This is a genomic window from Thalassotalea sp. ND16A, from assembly GCF_000764205.1.
Lineage (GTDB): Bacteria > Pseudomonadota > Gammaproteobacteria > Enterobacterales > Alteromonadaceae > Thalassotalea_A.
Window position 1 is genome coordinate 180,024 of sequence record NZ_JQDZ01000068.1, and the last position, 19,036, is coordinate 199,059.

16 protein-coding genes are annotated in these 19,036 nt (G+C 41.4%); 9 read left to right on the plus strand and 7 right to left on the minus strand.

The annotated features are described in order from the left end of the window. Positions 1 to 94 precede the first annotated feature (94 nt). Positions 95 to 1,471 carry an SLC13 family permease gene (locus ND16A_RS07905; RefSeq protein ID WP_033077884.1) on the plus strand — a complete coding sequence of 459 codons (1,377 nt, stop codon included), beginning with the start codon at positions 95 to 97 and terminating at the stop codon, positions 1,469 to 1,471. A 95-nt stretch (positions 1,472 to 1,566) separates the two neighbouring features. Here ND16A_RS07905 and ND16A_RS07900 read toward each other — a convergent pair whose 3' ends face one another. The 3 genes from ND16A_RS07900 to nhaB all read right to left on the minus strand — a co-directional run bounded on the left by ND16A_RS07900 (position 1,567) and on the right by nhaB (position 4,275). Next, entirely contained in the window at positions 1,567 to 2,010 is a 444-nt protein-coding gene (locus tag ND16A_RS07900) for a hypothetical protein (protein WP_235282121.1), read from the minus strand. A 26-nt stretch (positions 2,011 to 2,036) separates the two neighbouring features. Next, on the minus strand, positions 2,037 to 2,570 hold the full coding sequence (gene dsbB / locus ND16A_RS07895; RefSeq protein ID WP_033077885.1) for a disulfide bond formation protein DsbB: 534 nt from the start codon (positions 2,568 to 2,570) through the stop codon (positions 2,037 to 2,039). Positions 2,571 to 2,688: 118 nt separating this feature from the next. Further along, positions 2,689 to 4,275 carry a sodium/proton antiporter NhaB gene (gene nhaB / locus ND16A_RS07890; RefSeq protein WP_033077886.1) on the minus strand — a complete coding sequence of 529 codons (1,587 nt, stop codon included), beginning with the start codon at positions 4,273 to 4,275 and terminating at the stop codon, positions 2,689 to 2,691. 236 nt (positions 4,276 to 4,511) lie between these two features. Here nhaB and fadR point away from each other — a divergent pair, with 236 nt between their 5' ends. The 4 genes from fadR (at position 4,512) to ND16A_RS07870 (ending at position 7,106) form a co-directional block, all read left to right on the plus strand. Beyond that, the gene (fadR, locus tag ND16A_RS07885) at positions 4,512 to 5,222 is read left to right on the plus strand and encodes a fatty acid metabolism transcriptional regulator FadR (protein WP_033077887.1); all 711 of its coding nucleotides are present in this window, start codon (positions 4,512 to 4,514) and stop codon (positions 5,220 to 5,222) included. Positions 5,223 to 5,433: 211 nt separating this feature from the next. Then, positions 5,434 to 5,766, plus strand: coding sequence for a Grx4 family monothiol glutaredoxin (locus ND16A_RS07880; RefSeq protein ID WP_033077888.1), 333 nt, complete (start codon positions 5,434 to 5,436; stop codon positions 5,764 to 5,766). Positions 5,767 to 5,911: 145 nt separating this feature from the next. Next, entirely contained in the window at positions 5,912 to 6,517 is a 606-nt protein-coding gene (locus ND16A_RS07875) for a peroxiredoxin (RefSeq protein WP_033077889.1), read from the plus strand. 193 nt (positions 6,518 to 6,710) lie between these two features. Next, positions 6,711 to 7,106 carry a hypothetical protein gene (locus tag ND16A_RS07870; RefSeq protein ID WP_033077890.1) on the plus strand — a complete coding sequence of 132 codons (396 nt, stop codon included), beginning with the start codon at positions 6,711 to 6,713 and terminating at the stop codon, positions 7,104 to 7,106. A 56-nt stretch (positions 7,107 to 7,162) separates the two neighbouring features. Here the strand turns inward: ND16A_RS07870 and rnt are convergent, their stop codons facing one another. Beyond that, positions 7,163 to 7,822: a ribonuclease T gene (gene rnt / locus ND16A_RS07865; protein ID WP_033077891.1), complete on the minus strand. Its 660-nt coding sequence runs from the start codon at positions 7,820 to 7,822 to the stop codon at positions 7,163 to 7,165. Positions 7,823 to 7,987: 165 nt separating this feature from the next. On the opposite strand from rnt, the gene ND16A_RS07860 reads away from it, so the two are divergent. Further along, a complete protein-coding gene (locus ND16A_RS07860; protein WP_033077892.1) occupies positions 7,988 to 9,838 on the plus strand; it encodes a M1 family metallopeptidase in 1,851 nt (616 codons plus the stop codon). Between the two features lie 71 nt (positions 9,839 to 9,909). On the opposite strand, the gene ND16A_RS0119350 is transcribed toward ND16A_RS07860, so the two are convergent. Next, positions 9,910 to 10,299, minus strand: coding sequence for a hypothetical protein (locus ND16A_RS0119350; protein WP_052073120.1), 390 nt, complete (start codon positions 10,297 to 10,299; stop codon positions 9,910 to 9,912). 254 nt (positions 10,300 to 10,553) lie between these two features. Here ND16A_RS0119350 and ND16A_RS07855 point away from each other — a divergent pair, with 254 nt between their 5' ends. Beyond that, positions 10,554 to 11,432: an ATP-grasp domain-containing protein gene (locus tag ND16A_RS07855; protein WP_033077893.1), complete on the plus strand. Its 879-nt coding sequence runs from the start codon at positions 10,554 to 10,556 to the stop codon at positions 11,430 to 11,432. A gap of 535 nt (positions 11,433 to 11,967) precedes the next feature. Here the strand turns inward: ND16A_RS07855 and ND16A_RS07850 are convergent. Continuing rightward, positions 11,968 to 12,426: a hypothetical protein gene (locus tag ND16A_RS07850; protein ID WP_033077894.1), complete on the minus strand. Its 459-nt coding sequence runs from the start codon at positions 12,424 to 12,426 to the stop codon at positions 11,968 to 11,970. A 274-nt stretch (positions 12,427 to 12,700) separates the two neighbouring features. Here ND16A_RS07850 and ND16A_RS07845 point away from each other — a divergent pair, with 274 nt between their 5' ends. Continuing rightward, positions 12,701 to 13,897: an MFS transporter gene (locus ND16A_RS07845; RefSeq protein ID WP_033077895.1), complete on the plus strand. Its 1,197-nt coding sequence runs from the start codon at positions 12,701 to 12,703 to the stop codon at positions 13,895 to 13,897. A gap of 582 nt (positions 13,898 to 14,479) precedes the next feature. On the opposite strand, the gene cysZ is transcribed toward ND16A_RS07845, so the two are convergent. Beyond that, entirely contained in the window at positions 14,480 to 15,226 is a 747-nt protein-coding gene (gene cysZ, locus ND16A_RS07830; RefSeq protein WP_033077898.1) for a sulfate transporter CysZ, read from the minus strand. Positions 15,227 to 15,503: 277 nt separating this feature from the next. Here cysZ and smc point away from each other — a divergent pair, with 277 nt between their 5' ends. Continuing rightward, positions 15,504 to 18,998 carry a chromosome segregation protein SMC gene (smc, locus tag ND16A_RS07825; protein WP_033077899.1) on the plus strand — a complete coding sequence of 1,165 codons (3,495 nt, stop codon included), beginning with the start codon at positions 15,504 to 15,506 and terminating at the stop codon, positions 18,996 to 18,998. Positions 18,999 to 19,036 lie beyond the last annotated feature (38 nt).

Sequence of the window (19,036 nt, forward strand, 5' to 3'; positions counted from 1 at the left end):
AGGATTGGATGACTACATGAGAAGATATTGTTAATTTGCATTCAACCAAAAGCAGAATAGGTCTAACCTAGCCTTAATCGAGATAATAAGAATAATGAGCATCACTAGACAGCACTTCATTTTGATTGCACCAGTATTGGCAGTAGCGTTTTACTTCTTTTTGTCTGGTTCGGGGGTTGACAGTAAACCATCAGTTGCAGCAGCAATAACGTTATTAACCGTTATTTGGTGGGTAACTGAGCCGATACCCATTCCTGCCACATCACTCGTACCTTTCGCACTACTGCCATTGTTCGGCATTCTTGACCATAAAGCAGTAGCTGCATCATTAGGTAGTCACGTTATCTTATTACTGATGGGGGCATTCATGCTTTCTAAGTCATTAGAGAAGAGTGGTGCCCATGAAAGACTAGCCGTCTACATGGTGAAAATGGTAGGTGTAACCAGTGGCAGAAGGTTAGTACTAGGCTTCATGCTAGCTGCTGGCTTCCTAAGTATGTGGATATCTAATACAGCAACCACATTAATTATGTTACCGATGGCTTTAGCTATCCTGAGCCATATTGATAATAGAAAGCTAAAGGTAGCACTGATACTAGGTATTGCCTATGCGGCTAGCGTAGGCGGATTAGGCTCACTTATCGGAACCCCCCCTAACATAATATTTGCCGGCATATATGAAGAACATACAGGCAAAGAGTTTGGTTTCCTTGCATGGATGAAAATAGGCGTACCAGTAGTCCTTGTAGCATTGCCCATAATGGCTTTGTGGTTAACTCGTAACGTAAAACTTGAGCATGAGATAATCTTACCTGAGCTAGGTGAATGGAGACCAGAAGAGAAACGTACATTATGGGTATTTGGTTTAACGGCTTTAGCATGGATAACCAGAGGTGAACCATTCGGAGGATGGAGTTCACTGCTTGATATTAAGATAGCTGGCGATAGCACAGTAGCTCTGTTCTCAGTTGTTGTAATGTTTCTGGTTTCTAATGGTAAAGGCGGCAGGTTACTCGATTGGGATACAGCTAAGTCCATTCCATGGGGTATGCTGCTACTGTTTGCTGGCGGTATTGCTATCGCTAAAGGTTTTACTGCTTCAGGTTTGAGTGCAATACTCGGTGAGTGGTTAACGTCACTATCAAATCTGCCACCGGTGCTAATGATATTAACCATCTGCTTAGTAGTAACTTACTTAACTGAGATAACCAGCAATACAGCTACCGCTACGCTGTTAATGCCGATATTAGCTGTTGCAGCTATATCATCAGGGTTTGATCCTGTAGTGCTTATGATCCCTGCTGCGATGGCTGCTAGTTGTGCTTTCATGCTTCCTGTAGCCACAGCACCAAACGCAATAGCGTATGGGACAGGGGAAATTGGAATTCAAGATATGGTTAAAGAAGGGGCCATCCTGAGCTTCATCGTATCAAGCATTGTCGCCATGGTATGTTACGCACTACTTATGTAGGTTAGTAATCATACCCACAATAAAAAGAAAGGAGCTTAAATGCTCCTTTCTTTTTATTGCCATTACAGCAAGTTTTTAAGCGGTTAATTTATTGGTCAGTTTATCCAGCCTTGCTTTACCGCCTTGTTAGAGAGCATCACCAAAAGAAAGGCAATGATAATCACCATTACTGGCATCACCGCACCACCTGGACCAAACACTTCATATGAGTTACTGATAAAGAAGGCATGAAACATTTGCACTATGATTGCTCCTAGAGAAACCATCAGCAGATTTTTGGCAACGGCCTTTTTTAATGCCAAAAACAAGCAACCTAAGGCACCACAAAATACGGCACAAGCAAAGGCGATGGTTGCCCAAAGCGGGGTTGTTTGATGCAAATTCTGCTCTGCTTCGCTGAGAGCCGCTAGTTGTTCAGCAGTCATGGTTTGCCCTGAGATAAATGCCATTACCCCCATCAAATTCCATATTAACGCCATAACGGCAACCACAGTAAACCAATTAGGCAGTTTAGTTGAATTACCCATATTTTCGCTCATATTATCCTCTTAGATTATTTTATTAATTATGATAAATTTTTATTATTCAACAGGTTAACTATACGAGAAGTGAAAAACAATGCAAATAGGGCAGTATAAACAGCATAAACCACTATCATCCATTGTGGCATCGAATAGCCGATAAAGGACCAGGAAATTTCACCACAGTCACCGGTAGCCTCAAAGATGGCAGGCAACCACTGATGCAAAGGTAACCAGCTAGGGAAGTTTGGCACAAAATCGCAACTGTAAAATAATGAACCGGCATTGGCTTGCATATCCACGTGTTCAATGGCGATAAGCAGGCCCCAAATTGCACCAACAGCCCATAATACAAACGCGGCAAGTCTGACAATTTGTGACTTATTGCCGACAGCGCCAATGACTCCGGCAATAATAATTGCGATTATGGCAACGCGTTGATAAATGCACATGATACATGGCTCTAAACCCATGCCATATTGAAAAAATAATGCACATAACTCCAAGCCTAAAGCGGAACCAGCCAACAGCCACCAGGACAAGGGAGTTAAAACAAAGTTATTGAGACGATTTAACATATTATTGTTATTCCAAGTTAATTCTAGAGATATTTAAGTTTGGCATTTATACCAAGTGGGCTGAGTATACATAAAAAAAGCGCCCGTAGGCGCTTTTAAAATGTTAATTTTTATGAATTTAGTGGTTCGGAGTGCCACCACCATCAGTGACACTGTGATGATGAATCAAGTCCATTTGGTAGAACAACTCGGTATATTCCACTAAGGTACCCGAATAAATCATTGCCAAACCAGCTAGGGTTAATACTACCGTGTATGGTATAGCCATATACACCATGCGACCGTAAGATAAACGCACTAATGGCGCCAGAGCCGAGGTCAACAAGAATAAAAATGCAGCCTGGCCGTTTGGTGTCGCAACCGAAGGTAAGTTAGTTCCGGTGTTAATCGCTACCGCCAACATATCAAATTGATCGCGAGTAATTTGACCGGCTAACAGGGCTTTCTTCACCTCGGTGATATAAACGGTACCGACAAATACGTTGTCAGACACCATAGATAGAAAACCATTGGCCAAATAGAACATCACCAACTGCATATCGCCTTCAAAGGTTAATACCCAGGTAATGACTGGTGTGAATAATTGTTGGTCAATTATTACCGCAACAACGGCAAAAAATACCGCGAGTAGGGCGGTAAATGGCAACGCTTCTTCGAAGGCATGACCAATTTGGTGCTCTTCAATAATACCGGTAAATGACGTGGCCAAAATAATAACGGTTAAACCGATTAAACCGACCGAGGCCAAATGCAGGGCAAGGCCAACAATTAGCCACACAGCAATTAGCCCCTGGGCAAATAATTTGGCTTTATCAGAGGTAGTACGTTGGCTAGATTCTTCTTCGTCAAACTCTACCAACACTTTACGTACGTTATCTGGCAGTTCCACGCCATAAGAAAATACTTTAAATTTTTCCACCAGAAAACAGGTAAGTAAACCGAAAAATAAAACTGGCACGGTAACTGGCGCCATGCGGATGGCAAACTCGATAAAGTCCCAACCGGCTTGCTCGCCAATGATTAAATTTTGTGGTTCGCCGACTTTAGTCATTACCCCACCTAAGGCAGTACCAACACCAGCATGCATTAACAGGTTACGCAGATAAGCGCGAAACTCTTGCAAGTCATCACGAGAATAATCTGGCAGTTCATGGTCTGAGGTATGGTCATGACTGTGACTTGAATGTTTACCGGAGGCAACTTTGTGATAAACCGAATAGAAACCAATGGCAACACTGATGATAACGGCAATTACCGTTAACGCATCTAAGAACGCGGATAAAAACGCACTGGCAAAACAAAATAGTAATGACACCACAATTTTGGATTTCACTTTGGTGATTATTTTTGTGAATAAAAATAACAACAAATTTTTCATGAAATAAATGCCGGCAACCATAAAGATCAACAGCAAGATCACTTCTAAGTTAATGGTTAGCTCATGAAGTACTTGTTTCGATGACGTCATGCCGATGGCGACAGCTTGAATGGCTAGCAAGCCACCCGGTTGCAAAGGATAGCACTTTAGTGCCATAGCTAAGGTGAAGATAAACTCTAACACTAATGCCCAACCCGCCATATATGGCGAAACAAAGAAAAAGAGAATAGGGTTTAAGATAAGGAAACTAATTATGGTGAGCTTATACCATTGCGGTGCCTGACCTAAAAAGTTACGGTATATCGCTTGCATATATGATTGTTGCATGTCGCTACCTTGGTTGATTTTTAAACGAAATGTGAATGATTTTTATTTGGACCACATATTAAGACACTAATAAGCAAGGGTAAACAGCAATTTTATTTAATTTTGATGTAAATCACATATATTAATCTTGACATCCTCTGGTACAATCAGTTTATATAGCATATATGAAGTATTCACTTAACAACCCGCATCTATCACTCAGGGTCTTGTTAACGTCTCTACCAGTGGAATAATAAATGATAATAAAAGCCCAAAGCCCTGCCGGCTTTGCCGAACAGTATATTGTAGAGTCAATTTGGAACGGTGGTTTTCCTCCTGGTTCAATATTACCAGCAGAAAGAGAGTTGTCTGAATTAATTGGTGTTACTCGCACCACCTTACGGGAAGTATTGCAGCGATTAGCCAGAGATGGTTGGTTAACCATTCAGCATGGTAAACCCACCAAAGTGAATAATTTTTGGGAGTCTTGCAGCTTAAATATCTTAAGTAAACTCACCGAACTCGATCAAGAAGGCATTCCTGATCTGGTAGAAAACTTATTGTCAGCGCGTACCAACATCAGTGCAATTTATGTTCGAGCGGCGATTAAAGAAAATGCTGAAAAGGTTATTGAGCTGTTAACTAACTGCCTTGAAGCCAGTAGTGATGGCGATGAATTTGCCCAAAACGATTATCAGCTCCATCATGATTTGGCCTTAGCTTCCAGTAATCCAATTTATGTATTGGTGTTAAATGGCTTTAAAAACCTATACTCACGATTAGGTGGGTTGTATTTTGCTAATGATGATGCCAGAGCATTAACTCTGCAGTTTTATCAAAATTTGATCAATTTGGCCAAACAAGAGCAATTTAATGAATCGGTATTTGCGGTACGTGAATATGGTATTGCCTCAGCTAAAGTTTGGGCTGAATTAAAAGATGATGTATTAAAAGAACTGGTTCTGTAAAAATTAATCGGCTGAATTCACAAAAAAACAGCAGCAATGAGTTGCTGTTTTTTTTTGCTCATCTATGTGCTCAAATTCCCGCGCCATGTAGGGGGAAGAGGGAATGTTTTATCAAAAATAAGTCCCAGGAACGATTAATAGTGGATTTGCGATAAAAACCTAGTAAACTAGTCGGATATTATTTTACTCATTATTGCATCTAGAGGAACCTATGGAAACTATCGATAAAATCAAACAACAGATCTCAGAAAACCCTATCCTTTTATTTATGAAAGGCTCTCCAAAATTACCAAGTTGTGGTTTTTCTTCGCAAGCATCACAAGCGCTAATGGCCTGTGGCGAAAAGTTTGCCTTTGTTGATATCTTGCAAAACCCTGATATCCGTGCGGAACTACCAAAGTATGCAAACTGGCCAACATTTCCACAATTGTGGGTTGATGGTGAATTAGTCGGTGGCTGTGACATCATTATGGAAATGTACCAACAAGGTGAGTTACAACCGCTAGTCAAAGAAACTGCTGAAAAATATAAAGCAGCAGAATAAAAAATTTCCGTAACACTTGTTTTTCTAGTAAATGTATCCATATTTATTGATTACAAGTTTACATTACTTTCGATCTGCATAAACACACAGTTGATTTCATACTTATGCAGATCTAACATTTAACAAAAAATAATTGGAGAAAACCATGAGTGTATTAGTTGGTCGTCAAGCACCAGATTTTACTGCCGCGGCGGTACTAGGAAGCGGTGAAATTGTTGATAATTTTAACCTATCCGAAGCCATTAAAGGTAAAAAAGCCGTTATCTTTTTCTATCCTCTAGATTTTACTTTTGTATGTCCGTCTGAGCTAATTGCTTTTGACCACCGTATGGATGATTTTAAGAGCCGTGGTGTAGAAGTTATCGGTGTTTCTATCGATTCACAATTTACCCACAATGCATGGCGTAATACTCCGGTAAACGATGGCGGTATTGGTCCAGTTCAATATCCATTGGTTGCTGATGTTAAACATGAAATTTGTCAAGCATACGATGTTGAGCATCCAGGTGCCGGCGTTGCATTCCGTGGTTCATTCTTAATTGATGAAGAAGGTAATGTTCGTCACCAGGTAGTAAACGATCTTCCTCTTGGTCGAAACGTCGATGAAATGTTACGTATGATCGATGCTTTACAATTTCACCAAGATCACGGTGAAGTATGTCCAGCGGGCTGGAACAAAGGTGACAAAGGCATGACAGCTTCTACCGAAGGTGTTGCTTCTTACCTAGCGGATAACGCTGACAACTTATAATTTAAATCACTTTAGATTTAATCAAAAAGCTGCCAATGGCAGCTTTTTTTTCATATAGATAAAGTTATATTTTAGAATTGCACTACACTTAAAAAAATACAGTCGGTTTGTCATTTAAAAATGCCAGATTACTGTTAATGATTGTTTTAGTTATATATTACTATTTGTATGTCAAAAATCACGGATTGGATCTATGAGACTGAGTAAACCTTTGTATGAAAAACTTCCCCATTTATATTTTTTTGTAGGGGTTTACCTATTTTATTCTTATGATGAAATAGGAGCCATTATTGCTGCCGTCATCTTTTATTTCGTGGGTTCGGTAGTGTATGTAAAAAGGTCAGGTTATCGTCGTAAAAACCGAATCAGTCAAACCGTAAACCATATGCGAATTCCAGATGTTATCTACGAATATTTTCCATTTGTATTTTTAGCGGCTAGCTTGATATTTTTTAAATACTTGCATCAGCCGTTATTCTTAGGTGCAGCGCTTTTATTAGGCTTAGTTGCAATAAAAAGTTTGATTTTACGCCAGCAATCTAGAAAAGCAAATCCGCTAAGTGCTGGCGCAGGGCATAAAATGTTTTAAAAATGTTCGATGATGATCACAATTCATAAAAGCAATGAGTCACTCAGCGACAGGTCTTAACTGTCAGCGGTTTCACTTTCAACTTCAGCTAAAGGCCAGCCACCTAACTGTTGCCATTTATTTACGATATAGCAAAATAACTCTGCCGTTTTCTCGGTATCGTATAACGCCGAATGTGCTTCTTTATTGTCAAATTCTATATTGGCACTGGCACAAGCTTTCGCCAATACCGTTTGCCCTAACGCTAAGCCTGAAAGAGTGGCGGTATCAAAACTGACAAAGGGATGAAAAGGACTGCGCTTGATATTGCAGCGCTCAGTTGCTGCATTGACAAAGCCTAAATCAAAGGCGGCATTATGAGCCACCATAATGGCTCTTTGGCAGCCATAGGCTTTCATTGCTTTTCTAATGTGCTTAAACATCGACTTTATTACTTCGTCTTCATCGATTGCCCCACGCAATAGACTGTGCGGATCTATGCCGGTAAACTCTAGAGCAGCAGGCTCCAGGTTAGCACCTTCAAAAGGGTTAACATTAAAATGAATGGTCTCTTTAATCGAAAGTAAGCCGGTTATGTCATCCATATGCAAGATACTTGCGGCAATTTCTAACAGTGCGTCAGTTTTGGCATTGAAACCTGCCGTTTCAACATCGATAACCACCGGGTAATAACCACGAAAGCGCTTAGCAAATAGGGATTTTTGTTCTTCAGCCATTAAATTTTATACAGACAAGGATTAATGGCTGAATTATTACAGAATCTAGCCGCTATTTCATCAGTTAACTTGTTAAATGTTTTTGGCTCTGTAAACTAAGCACCGAAAAGTAATAGTACACCTCACAATAAAAGATATAGAGGTGTTTAGAATATAGAGATTATTATGATTAGAACATTAGGCAAGCTTGTTGCCGCTTTAATATTGTTTAGTAGTGTTGCCGCAAAGGCTGCGGTAAATGATGATTTAACTTACGCAAACTATGATCAAGTAAAAATAAGTCATGTGTATTTAGATTTAAATGTAGATTTTAACGAGAAAGCGTTAACAGGTTTTGTCGATATCTCGTTGAACTGGTTGGTAGAAAATGAAACCGTGGTGTACTTAGATACCCGCGATTTAAAAATCTTCAAGGTGTTAGCAAAAAATGCTAATAACAACTGGGTTAAAGTTAACTATGATTTAGCCAAACGTGATGCGGTGATGGGCTCAAAGTTAACGGTAAATCCGGGTTTTCAGGCGCAAACAATCCGTGTGTATTACCAGTCAACCGAAGTTGCTTCTGGTTTACAATGGTTATCGAAGGAGCAAACAGCCGGGAAAAAATACCCGTTCATGTTTAGTCAAAATCAGGCCATACACGCTCGTAGCTGGATCCCGATTCAAGATACTCCGGCAGTACGGTTAACCTATGATGCTCGTATTCGTACCTCTAAAGAGTTACTCGCGGTAATGAGTGCCAATAATGAACCTAACACGGCAAAAGATGGTGATTACTACTTCTCGATGCCACAGGCCATTCCGCCTTATTTAATTGCCATTGGTGTAGGCGATTTAGAGTTCAAAGCGATGAGTGAACAAACTGGTGTGTATGCGGAGTCTTATATATTGGAAGCATCGGCGGCAGAGTTCAACGATACTCAGGCAATGATCACGGCTTCTGAAGCTATGTATGGTGAATATCGCTGGGGTCGTTATGACTTATTAATGCTACCACCAAGTTTCCCATTTGGCGGCATGGAAAATCCACGTTTGTCATTTATTACTCCAACGGTTGTCGCCGGTGATAAAAGTTTAGTGAGCCTAATCGCACATGAGCTTGCTCATTCTTGGTCGGGTAATTTGGTTACCAACGAAAGCTGGCGTGATCTTTGGTTAAATGAAGGTTTTACTTCGTATGTTGAAAATCGCATTATGGAAGAAGTTTTTGGCAGAAATCGTGCGGTAATGGAGCAAGTGTTAGGTGTTGCCGATTTACATACCGACTTAGCCGACCTTCCAGCCAATGATTCGGTGTTGTACCTTGATTTACAAGGTCGTGACCCGGATTCTGCGTTCAGTGGTGTGCCTTATGTGAAAGGTCAGTTGTTCTTGATCTTCCTTGAGCAACGTTTTGGCCGCGAACGCTTCGACCCGTTTGTATTATCCTATTTTAATAACTTCAGCTTTCAAAGCATAGGTACCAAAGACTTTTTAGCCTATCTTGATCAACACTTAATCCGCAAATATCCTGGTGTTGTGAGTCAGGCTGAAGTGAAAGAATGGGTTTTTGGTCAAGGGCTACCAACATCTGTGCCACAACCAACATCTGACATTTTTACCAATGTAACTAAACAATCAGCAAGCTGGTTGGCAGCTGATATCTCGTTAACGGATATTCCAACATCGGGTTGGACCGTACATGAGTGGTTATTCTTTATTAATGGTTTGCCACGCGACTTAAGTAATAAGCAAATGGTTGAGCTTGACCGCCAATATCAGTTGACCACGAGCAGCAATGCAGAAATCGCCCATGCCTGGTACTTATTGGCACTGCATGCCGATTATGACGTTGTACTGCCACAATTGGAGCAATACTTGATTAATATTGGCCGTCGTAAATTAATTGTACCGCTTTACAAAAAGCTCGCCGAAAGTGATGCCGGTTTAACTTGGGTTAAAGCCGTATATTTGAAAGCACGTCCAGGATATCACCCGTTAGCGCAAGGTACGGTTGATGAGATTTTGAAAAAGTAGCTTATTCAAAAATTCAAATAAAAAACCAATTGCTTTGCAATTGGTTTTTTTTATTCTGTGGGACAGGGGAATTAATATTCCTCGGCCGTCATTTGCTCAACAATGACATCCACTTCGCGATGGTGCTTTTGTTTAGCGACAATCACCCTGATGTTTTGTTGCATGTGCTCAAAGTGCAATTCTAATCGGCCGTAACGGGTTTGCTCTGACACGGGGGAGCCAAATTGGTTACTATAAAAGACCGTCACATCATCAAAAGTACTCTTGGTGAAGTAGTTAACCATGGCCGGGTATTTATCGTCAAATTTTGAAAAAATTTGAGCATCACTTAACAAAGGAATTTCTATGCTAATCGTTTCGGCTTCCTTCATTGTTTCTTCAGCGATGGCTACATTGTAACTTGTGGCAACACTCAAGCCACAAACTAAGCTGATTGCAATAAGCGATTTTTTTATTGTCATAGTCTTTATCTGCTATTTAATTCTTTCATTTAATTTAAGTTTTTTTTATCGCTTACGTCAAGTATTAAGATGCAATGGCCACTTTTACTATTGCTTTTTCTTACCAAGTTAATCAATTTACAGAATTTTTTTAATCAAATTGGTATTTGCGATGAATTCTAGTAAGCTGCCATATACCAGTCTGCATAATTTTATAGTCATCTCATTTCTTTTGCAGAGTGGTATTAAAGATAAAATCATAGTTGAGGTTACCGATGAAGCAATGTGCAATATTAACAATGGACTGTCTGGATAATTTTGAAGCTTATGATCATCTAATTGATCACCCCCTGGCTGAACTTGGCTGGCAAACCCATTTGATTTCATGGAAAGCGAAAGGTGTGAACTGGAATGATTTTGATGTTGTGCTAATACGTACCCCCTGGGATTATCAGGAAGATGCTGAGGCCTTTTTAAACGTACTTGAAAATATTGAAGCATCAACAGCCGTGCTGGAAAACAACATTGATATTGTGCGTTGGAATATTAACAAAAAATACTTGCAGAAATTAGCCGACAAACAAGTCAACATCGTCCCCACCATCTGGAAAGACGACTTCGATTTTGCTGAAATATCACGATACTTTTGTGCCTTTAATACGGATCAGATTGTGCTTAAACCTTGTGTCAGTGCGGGTGCTGACAACACTTTCTGGCTGACCATTGACAACTATCAGCAGTTTCAGTCGCAACTAGAACAAGCGTTCATCAATGGTGATTTTATGGTGCAACCGTTTATGGAAGAGATCAAAAAAGAAGGCGAGTATTCGTGTTTTTATTTTGATGGTGTGTACAGTCATAGCATTTTAAAAACACCAAAAAACGATGACTTTCGGGTACAGGAAGAGCACGGCGGAGAAATAAAATTAATTGAACCTGAGCCGATGTTAATAGCCCAGGCAGAACATGCCGTTGCGCAACTAAACGTCTTGCCAATGTATGCACGAGTGGATTTTGTTCGTAACGGTGATCATTTTGCGATGATGGAAGCCGAGCTGATTGAGCCATCGTTGTATTTTAATATGGACGAAAACTCAGCCCCCTTGTTTGCTAAAGCATTCGCCGCGCGGATGCAGCGAGAGCATAATCTCTAGGATACGAGGTACAAGGTACAAGGTACAAGCAGCATTGTTGAGGCTTCAAGTTTGTTTACAATACATACTTGGGGCTTTTTTGATCATATCAGAGCAGATAGTTAAATATGAATCAAAGTCGGTATTTGAAAAATAGAGCCATAGCCTGATGCTCTGAGCTTATCTATTTAACCTAAACCATCAAGTCATCAGTGCAGGCTGCTTGTACCCAGTATCCTGTACCTTCCCTCATGCTATCTGCCCGAAGCTCGTGGTCCGATGCTCTCAGCTTATCTATTTAATCTAAACCATCAAGTCATCAGTGCAGGCTGCTTGTACCCTGTATCCTGTACCTTCCCTCATGCTCTCAGCTTATCTATTTAATCTAAACCATCAAGTCGTCGGTGCAGGCTGCTTGTACCTTGTACCCTGTACCTTGTACCTTGTACCCTGTACCTTGTACCTTGTACCTTGTACCTTGTACCTTGTACCCTGTACCTTGTACCTTGTACCTTGTACCTTGTACCCTGTACCTTGTACCTCCAACCTCCTTGAATTATTCTGTCGCTAAAATGCCATTGATTTCTTCAATATGCATTTTTATCTTGCCCAGGCAGGTGTGGGTATCTTCGTCAGACATATCATTGCCCTCTAACAGGACATAGCGGCCTTGATCGAGGTTTGTCATCAGGGAGAAGTAGAAGGCATCCTTCCAGAACTTACAAGGTGTAGGCTCGGTATTTAGGTGGTCTTTGCAAATCTGTCGATCTTTTACATAGGGCAGAACTGCCAACGCCTTGTGCTTATATACTTTGACTGAAATACCCTCTGGCCAGTGCTTTAACCTAATGTCGAGATCGCACTTAATGTCGGCGTTTTCTTTTTTTAAGTAAACTTTTTTTAGTTCAAATGAGCCTCTCCATTGAGAGAACATATTGCCAGAGAAAATTTTGCTCTCTATTTCATTAAATTTAATTTCAATTTGTTGAGTAATGGAATTGATGTTATCTGACATATTGGTTGTGCCTTTTACTATGTTGGAGTGTGCTGTTCAATGCCGGTATGCTACTGGGACTCCGAGGTCGTGTAAAGTCGTGGGGGAGGGCTTAGTCATGAGTAATTTTAATGGTCTGATAAGTTTATTTGTTGTAGCTACCTGGTTTTCAATATGGCTGTGGTGTGCAGCGCATTCTACGCCTCCAGGCCGGTATTAATTTGATATTGCCCGGTGTAGTTTTACTGTATGATGGCCGATTTTTAGAAGATAACGGTGTAGAGGATAACAGCAATTGCAGCGCTCTATTTTTACTGAACGTAATTACCTTACCTATTTGTGTGGCAGTATATTTTCTACTCAGGGTATTTGGATTCAGCGCATGACTCTGGGCTGGATGATGTGGGATCAAACCCATTCTGAAAGCTGGTTGGGGATGTTGGCCTTTTTAATGTTCTTCCCAACGATTTTAGTGGGGCCGTTGTTTGGGGTGATGGTAGATCGCATTAATCGTCGCCAGGCGGCCGTTATCACCAGTGCACTACTTGCTCTGATCTCGCTACTATTATCCTTATTGGTGTGGCAACAGTTAGTGAGTGAACTGACACTGTTGTTTTTTGCCCTGCTAATAGGCGTGGCCAATAGTGCCTATCAGTCGATACGACTGTCTTTAGTGCCTGAATTGGTCAGTATTGAGAACATGCCTAAGGCCGTGGCCATCAATGCAATTTTATACAATACCTCGCGTTTTATTGGGCCAGTTATTGCCGGGCTGCTGATTAAACATGAGAGCAATGCCACCGCACTGGCGGTGGTTGCCGCCTGCTATATACCGCTAATCCTGGTATTATTACTGTTAAAACTCGATGACAGTCAGAAGGCATCTGGGGTAGAGCAATTTACCTTTTTTATGGACATAAAGGCTGGGTTTAATTACGCCCTGAATTCGGACCTGATCTTGCGTTTGTTAATGCTTATTGCGGTATCTGCTATTTTAGGTCGGGGCTTGTTAGAGATTTTACCGGCATTAGTTGATGTACTCTACGACCGGGGTGTGGAAGCCTTAGCCTGGCTGAATTCGGCGGCTGGAATTGGCGCTATTATTGCGGGTTTATTGCTGTCATCCGCTGGTGCCGAGCGCTTATTGTCAGCCATGCGCATCGCAGCGATTGCCTCAGGTTTACTGTTGATAGGGTTCAGTTATACCAGTAGTTTTGAACTAGGCTTACTGATAGTCGCGGGTTTAAGTTTTTGTGCCACGGTGTGCGGAGTAGGAACCCAGTCACTTATTCAGGTATCAGTGGCAAGTGCTTATCGAGGCAGGGTCATGAGTTTATGGGGTGCCATAAATATTGGCGGTGGAGCATTGGGTGGCTTGTTATTCGGTGTGCTTACCGAGTTTATGGGGTATCCCTTTACGCTCGTCACTATGGGCCTTTTATGTGCTGTTATCGCCTATGTTGCCATGCGTCGTATTGACTATATAAACTAGGTGTAAGGTATGAGGTGCAAGGTACAAGGTACAAGCAGATCGGGTAAAATTTGAGGATAGGGTTATGTTTCTTGAAAATGCTTCGAGCTTCGAGCTTCGAGCTTCGAGCTACGAGCTACGAGCAGCGGGCAGGATATTTTATGAAAAGAGATTGCCTACCTTCTCAGATTTAGCGGTGGTGAAGACAATCGCTATTTCGATCGCTAATGCAGACTGCCCGCAGCTCGTAGCCAGTAGCTTGAAATGAGGTACAAGGTACAAGGTACAAGGTACAAGGTACAAGGTACAAGGTACAGGGTACAGGCAGATCGGGTAAAATTTGAGGATAGGGTTATTTTTCTTGAAAATGCTACGAGCTACGAGCTTCGAGCTTCGAGCAACGGGCAGGATATTTTATGGCAAGAGATTGCCTACCTTCTCAGACTTAGCGGTGGTGAAGACAATCGCTATTTCGATCGCTAATGCAGACTGCCCGCAGCTCGTAGCCAGTTGCTTTCAGCTTACCTATTAAATCTACACCATCTAGTCAACTGTGCAGACTGCCTGTACCTTGTACCCCGTATCCTGTACCTTGTACCTTTTCTAGCAATAATCTCGGCGGTAATGATCGACCCACATAGCCGTTGCACCACAAATAGCGACTGGCATCAACACTAAGTTGACTATCGGTATCATTGCAAACAAAGTCACGGTTAAACCGAAACTAAAACATTTACCTTTGTGCTCAGTAAGTTTTGAGCGCATTTCTAAAAAGCCTATTTTGTGATTATCAAAAGGGTAATCACAATATTGCACCGCCATCATCCAGGCAACAAACGCCAGCCAAACCACTTGCCCAAATACCGGAATGATCCAAAGCACCAGAAAAAAGCCAATGGCTCGCGGCAGGTAATACATTAGCTTGCGCCATTCTCGGGTTAAAGTTCTGGGAATATCTTTCACTACATCGGCTAAACCGCCACCGCCGATGGATTGGCCGGTTAAATGCTGTTCTATTTTTTCACTCAATAATCCATTAAAAGGGGCCGCTATCCAGTTGGCGACGGTTGAAAACAAGAAAGAAAAGCAGATCAGCGCGGTAATGTACAATAACGGCTCTGCGATGTAAGTTAACCAGGCTAAGCTTTCTGGTAACCAGTTTTCAAAGGCAATGATCAGCTCAGAAATATAGCTACTAAGGTAATAGAAAGCACTGCCAAAAAGAATGAAATTTACCAGTAAGGGAACAAACACAAAACGGCGGATCCCCGGTGTTCTGATCAGTTTAAATCCTTGCATAAAATAACCAGCACCCGATTGGGCGATTGGTTGCTGAAAGCTAGCTGTCATCCATAATCCTTAATTTTTTTTTCTTGAGTTAGTATATTGAACTTGAGCGCAAATATATAGCCATTCAATGTTACAAAGCATGTGTTTCTTTGCTAAAGTGGCTCTATACCAAGTTGAACAAATATCTGCTCATTGTTAATCAAATTGGTATGATAGTAATGTCATTAAGTTTGTCGTCAACTCAGAACCGTGGCAGTGATTCAATAATAAACTAAATTTTATTAGTATTATTATAAAAACGATAATAAATTCAAAATAATCATAAATACAATAATCAATGCGCTTAAAACAGATCAAATTAGCTGGGTTTAAATCTTTTGTCGATGTCACTACCGTGCCATTTCCACAACAGATGACGGCAATTGTTGGCCCCAATGGTTGTGGAAAATCCAATATTATCGATGCGGTGCGTTGGGTGTTGGGCGAAAGCTCGGCTAAAAACCTGCGTGGCGATAGCATGACCGATGTTATCTTTAATGGCGCAACTGGCCGAAAACCGGTCGGTCAAGCCAGTGTTGAGTTGATATTTGATAACACCGACAATCGCATTCAAGGTTCAATGGCCGCCCGAACCGAAATCTCGATACGCCGACTGGTGAATCGCGACTCGCAAAATACTTACTTTTTAAATGGCAGTAAATGCCGCCGTAAAGACATTACTGACATTTTTTTAGGCACCGGGTTAGGGCCGAGAAGTTACGCCATTATTGAGCAAGGCATGATCTCAAAGTTAATTGAGTCAAAACCACAAGATTTAAGAATATTTATTGAAGAAGCGGCAGGCGTTTCCAAATACAAAGAACGTCGTCGGGAAACCGAAACCCGCATTCGTCATACTCGGGAAAACCTAATTCGTCTGGCCGATATACGCCAGGAATTGGCGGTTCAACTGGAAAAACTGCACGGTCAGTCGCAAGCCGCAGTCCGTTTTAAAGAATTAAAAACAAGCGAACGCAAATTAAAGGCAGAGTTAACCGTACTCAAATGGCAACACTGCCAGGACAAACTGGCAAAATTTAATCAACAACAGTTGTTGCTGGAAAAAACGCTCGACCAACTCGTCGCCAAGCAACGTCAGGCAGAATTATCCATCATTCAAGCAAGAAAAGTGCAAGATGAAAGTAGCGATGAACTTGATAATTTGCAGCAACAAAAACTCGTTCTTACCACCGAAATTACCCGCTTAGAACAAAATATCAAGCATGCCAAACAACGTAAGTTAGTGCTTGCGCAAGACGTTGAACGGTTAAAACAAAACCAGCAACGTATTAAAGACCATGTAGATCATGAGAGTGAAAAACAGCAAGATCTCGTTGCTGAGATAGAAAACATAGTGCCAGAGATTGATGACACTAACCTGCAACTGAATGAGCTGGCAGACAAGCTTCATGATGTTCAGCATCGCCAACAGGGATGGCAACATCATTGGGACAGTTATCAACAAGAGCAATCACAATCTGCCAATAAGCTTAATTTGAGCAAGGCGAACATTGCTGCCGCAAGTAACTTGATGAGCAAAACGGAACAACGCATAGATTCATTGAAAGCACAGTTGGCGGCAAATAACCTTGAGACCTTGCAAGCTGAAGTAAATGAGTTGCAACAGCAGGTCTCAGAGCAAGCGTCTACCGTGACAGACTCTGAATGCGCATTTAAATTGCAGACTAAAGAGTTTGAACAATTGTCGAGCACAAAAGAGCAAGCAAAATTTGCAGCTCAAACCAGTAAGCAAGAACTACAAGCCCTGACATCCAAACATCAAACCCTGCTGGAAGTTAATTCTCAACAAGCACACTGGCAAAAAAATCAACATCGCTACCTGGAACAAATAGGCTTTAATAGTTCGAGCAATTTAATCGATCAATTGACGGTACAACCCGGTTGGGAAACGGCAGTCGAAATGGTCCTCGGCCAATGGTTACAAGCCGCCTGTTTGGATAGATTACCCAATTCGCTGGATCTAAACGTTGGCTTAATGATAAGCCAATGTAAATTCTCTGAGCACGATCAGGCCGTCACCGCTAAAGCTGACACATTGGCGCAACTCATTGAGGGGGAGCACCCTTTTATTGGCATACTGAATAATATTATCGTTGCCGAAAGTGAAAAACAGGCACTGCAGATAGCAAGAACCTTGGGTCCGCAGCAATCGGTAATATGCCCGCAAGGTGTTTGGCGTGGCCACAATTGGTTGAAAAAAGGCATCGTTGCAGAACAAAGCGGTGCATTAAAACGCAATCATCAAATTAAAAATTTAAGCCGGGATATTGTCAGCAAACAACAACAAGTGAATGATCAGCAGCACTGTTATCTGCAATATGAAAGCCAATACCAACAATTACAGCAGCAAGTAAATGACGGCAAGCAGCAACTAAGCGAACAGCAACGAAAATTTGAGCAACTTAAGCAGCAAAGCAAGCTCAGTGAACAAGAATATTCATTAAAACAACACCAGGTGCTTGGTGTTAATGATGAGTTGGCAATGCAGCAGCAAGCGCTTGCAGATGAACTGGTGCGTTATGAACAATTATTAGCGGAACAATGCGGCTTTGCGACTACACAGCGTAGTGAAACTAATACTGGTGAGATGTTACAACAAGAGCGTGAAACATTAAATGCGTTATTAATTGCTCTCCAGGCCAAACACAAACAGTTAACGCATGATAATCATCAGTTGCAATTACAACTTGAAAAAGCAAAAACTGAACAGGCGTCGATAGACATGGTGATCCGCCGTGATAAAGAACAACAAAACTTACTCGATGTACAGTTACAAGAACTGCTTGTCTGTGAGCAAGACAATGAATTGCCGATTCGAAATGATGAGCAGCAATTACAGCAATTATTGCAAAAAAATTCGTTACTCAATCAACAGCAACAGCAGATCAATGGCGATTTAGCCAAATCGAATGCCTGCATTGATGAATTTAATGCCGGCCAGCAACGATTAATGGCTGCCATAACCGCGCAACGAGATAAGTTATCGCAATTACACGTTGACGCCGAAAGTTATCATGTACGCGCTAAAACCGCGTTAGAGCAACTTGCAGAAATGCAGCAACAACTCGAGCAGGTATTAGCCTTTCTACCTGTTGACGCGAAAGAGTCACAATGGCAGGTTCAACTAGCACGAGTGAATAAAAGTATTTCCCAATTAGGGGCAATAAACCTGGCCGCGATTGATGAATTTACCGTGCAATCTGAGCGCAAAGAGTTTTTAGATCAACAAAATAGCGATCTGGAGTCGGCATTAACGACTTTAGCATCGGCAATAAATAAAATAGATAAAGAAACCCGGGTAAAGTTTAAAAACACGTTTGATCAGGTGAACAATGATTTAAAAGTATTATTCCCGAAAGTGTTTGGCGGCGGCAGTGCTTACCTTGATTTAACTGGTGAAGATTTACTCGATACCGGTGTAACCATCATGGCGAGACCACCGGGCAAAAAAAATAGCACAATTCACTTACTTTCTGGTGGTGAAAAAGCGCTAACCGCATTATCATTAGTGTTCGCAATCTTTAGACTCAATCCGGCACCGTTTTGTATGCTAGATGAAGTGGATGCTCCTTTAGATGATGCCAATGTTGGCCGTTTCTGTAATTTAGTTGCAGAAATGTCAAAAACAGTGCAGTTTATCTATATAAGTCATAATAAAATCGCGATGGAAATGGCCTCACATTTGACCGGAGTTACCATGCATGAACCTGGAGTTTCACGTATGGTTGCTGTTGATATTGATGAGGCGGTTGCCATGGCAGAAGCAGTTTGATACCAAATTGGTATAACCTGAAAAAAAGCAAAAAAGCA

What these genes read in the sequence shown, in the direction of transcription:
- ND16A_RS07905 (WP_033077884.1), top strand. Translation starts at nt 95, where the DNA reads ATGAGCATCACTAGACAGCACTTCATTTTGATTGCACCAGTATTGGCA.
- ND16A_RS07900 (WP_235282121.1), bottom strand. Translation starts at nt 2,010, where the DNA reads ATGAGCGAAAATATGGGTAATTCAACTAAACTGCCTAATTGGTTTACT.
- dsbB (WP_033077885.1), bottom strand. Translation starts at nt 2,570, where the DNA reads ATGTTAAATCGTCTCAATAACTTTGTTTTAACTCCCTTGTCCTGGTGG.
- nhaB (WP_033077886.1), bottom strand. Translation starts at nt 4,275, where the DNA reads ATGCAACAATCATATATGCAAGCGATATACCGTAACTTTTTAGGTCAG.
- fadR (WP_033077887.1), top strand. Translation starts at nt 4,512, where the DNA reads ATGATAATAAAAGCCCAAAGCCCTGCCGGCTTTGCCGAACAGTATATT.
- ND16A_RS07880 (WP_033077888.1), top strand. Translation starts at nt 5,434, where the DNA reads ATGGAAACTATCGATAAAATCAAACAACAGATCTCAGAAAACCCTATC.
- ND16A_RS07875 (WP_033077889.1), top strand. Translation starts at nt 5,912, where the DNA reads ATGAGTGTATTAGTTGGTCGTCAAGCACCAGATTTTACTGCCGCGGCG.
- ND16A_RS07870 (WP_033077890.1), top strand. Translation starts at nt 6,711, where the DNA reads ATGAGACTGAGTAAACCTTTGTATGAAAAACTTCCCCATTTATATTTT.
- rnt (WP_033077891.1), bottom strand. Translation starts at nt 7,822, where the DNA reads ATGGCTGAAGAACAAAAATCCCTATTTGCTAAGCGCTTTCGTGGTTAT.
- ND16A_RS07860 (WP_033077892.1), top strand. Translation starts at nt 7,988, where the DNA reads ATGATTAGAACATTAGGCAAGCTTGTTGCCGCTTTAATATTGTTTAGT.
- ND16A_RS0119350 (WP_052073120.1), bottom strand. Translation starts at nt 10,299, where the DNA reads ATGACAATAAAAAAATCGCTTATTGCAATCAGCTTAGTTTGTGGCTTG.
- ND16A_RS07855 (WP_033077893.1), top strand. Translation starts at nt 10,554, where the DNA reads ATGAAGCAATGTGCAATATTAACAATGGACTGTCTGGATAATTTTGAA.
- ND16A_RS07850 (WP_033077894.1), bottom strand. Translation starts at nt 12,426, where the DNA reads ATGTCAGATAACATCAATTCCATTACTCAACAAATTGAAATTAAATTT.
- cysZ (WP_033077898.1), bottom strand. Translation starts at nt 15,226, where the DNA reads ATGACAGCTAGCTTTCAGCAACCAATCGCCCAATCGGGTGCTGGTTAT.
- smc (WP_033077899.1), top strand. Translation starts at nt 15,504, where the DNA reads ATGCGCTTAAAACAGATCAAATTAGCTGGGTTTAAATCTTTTGTCGAT.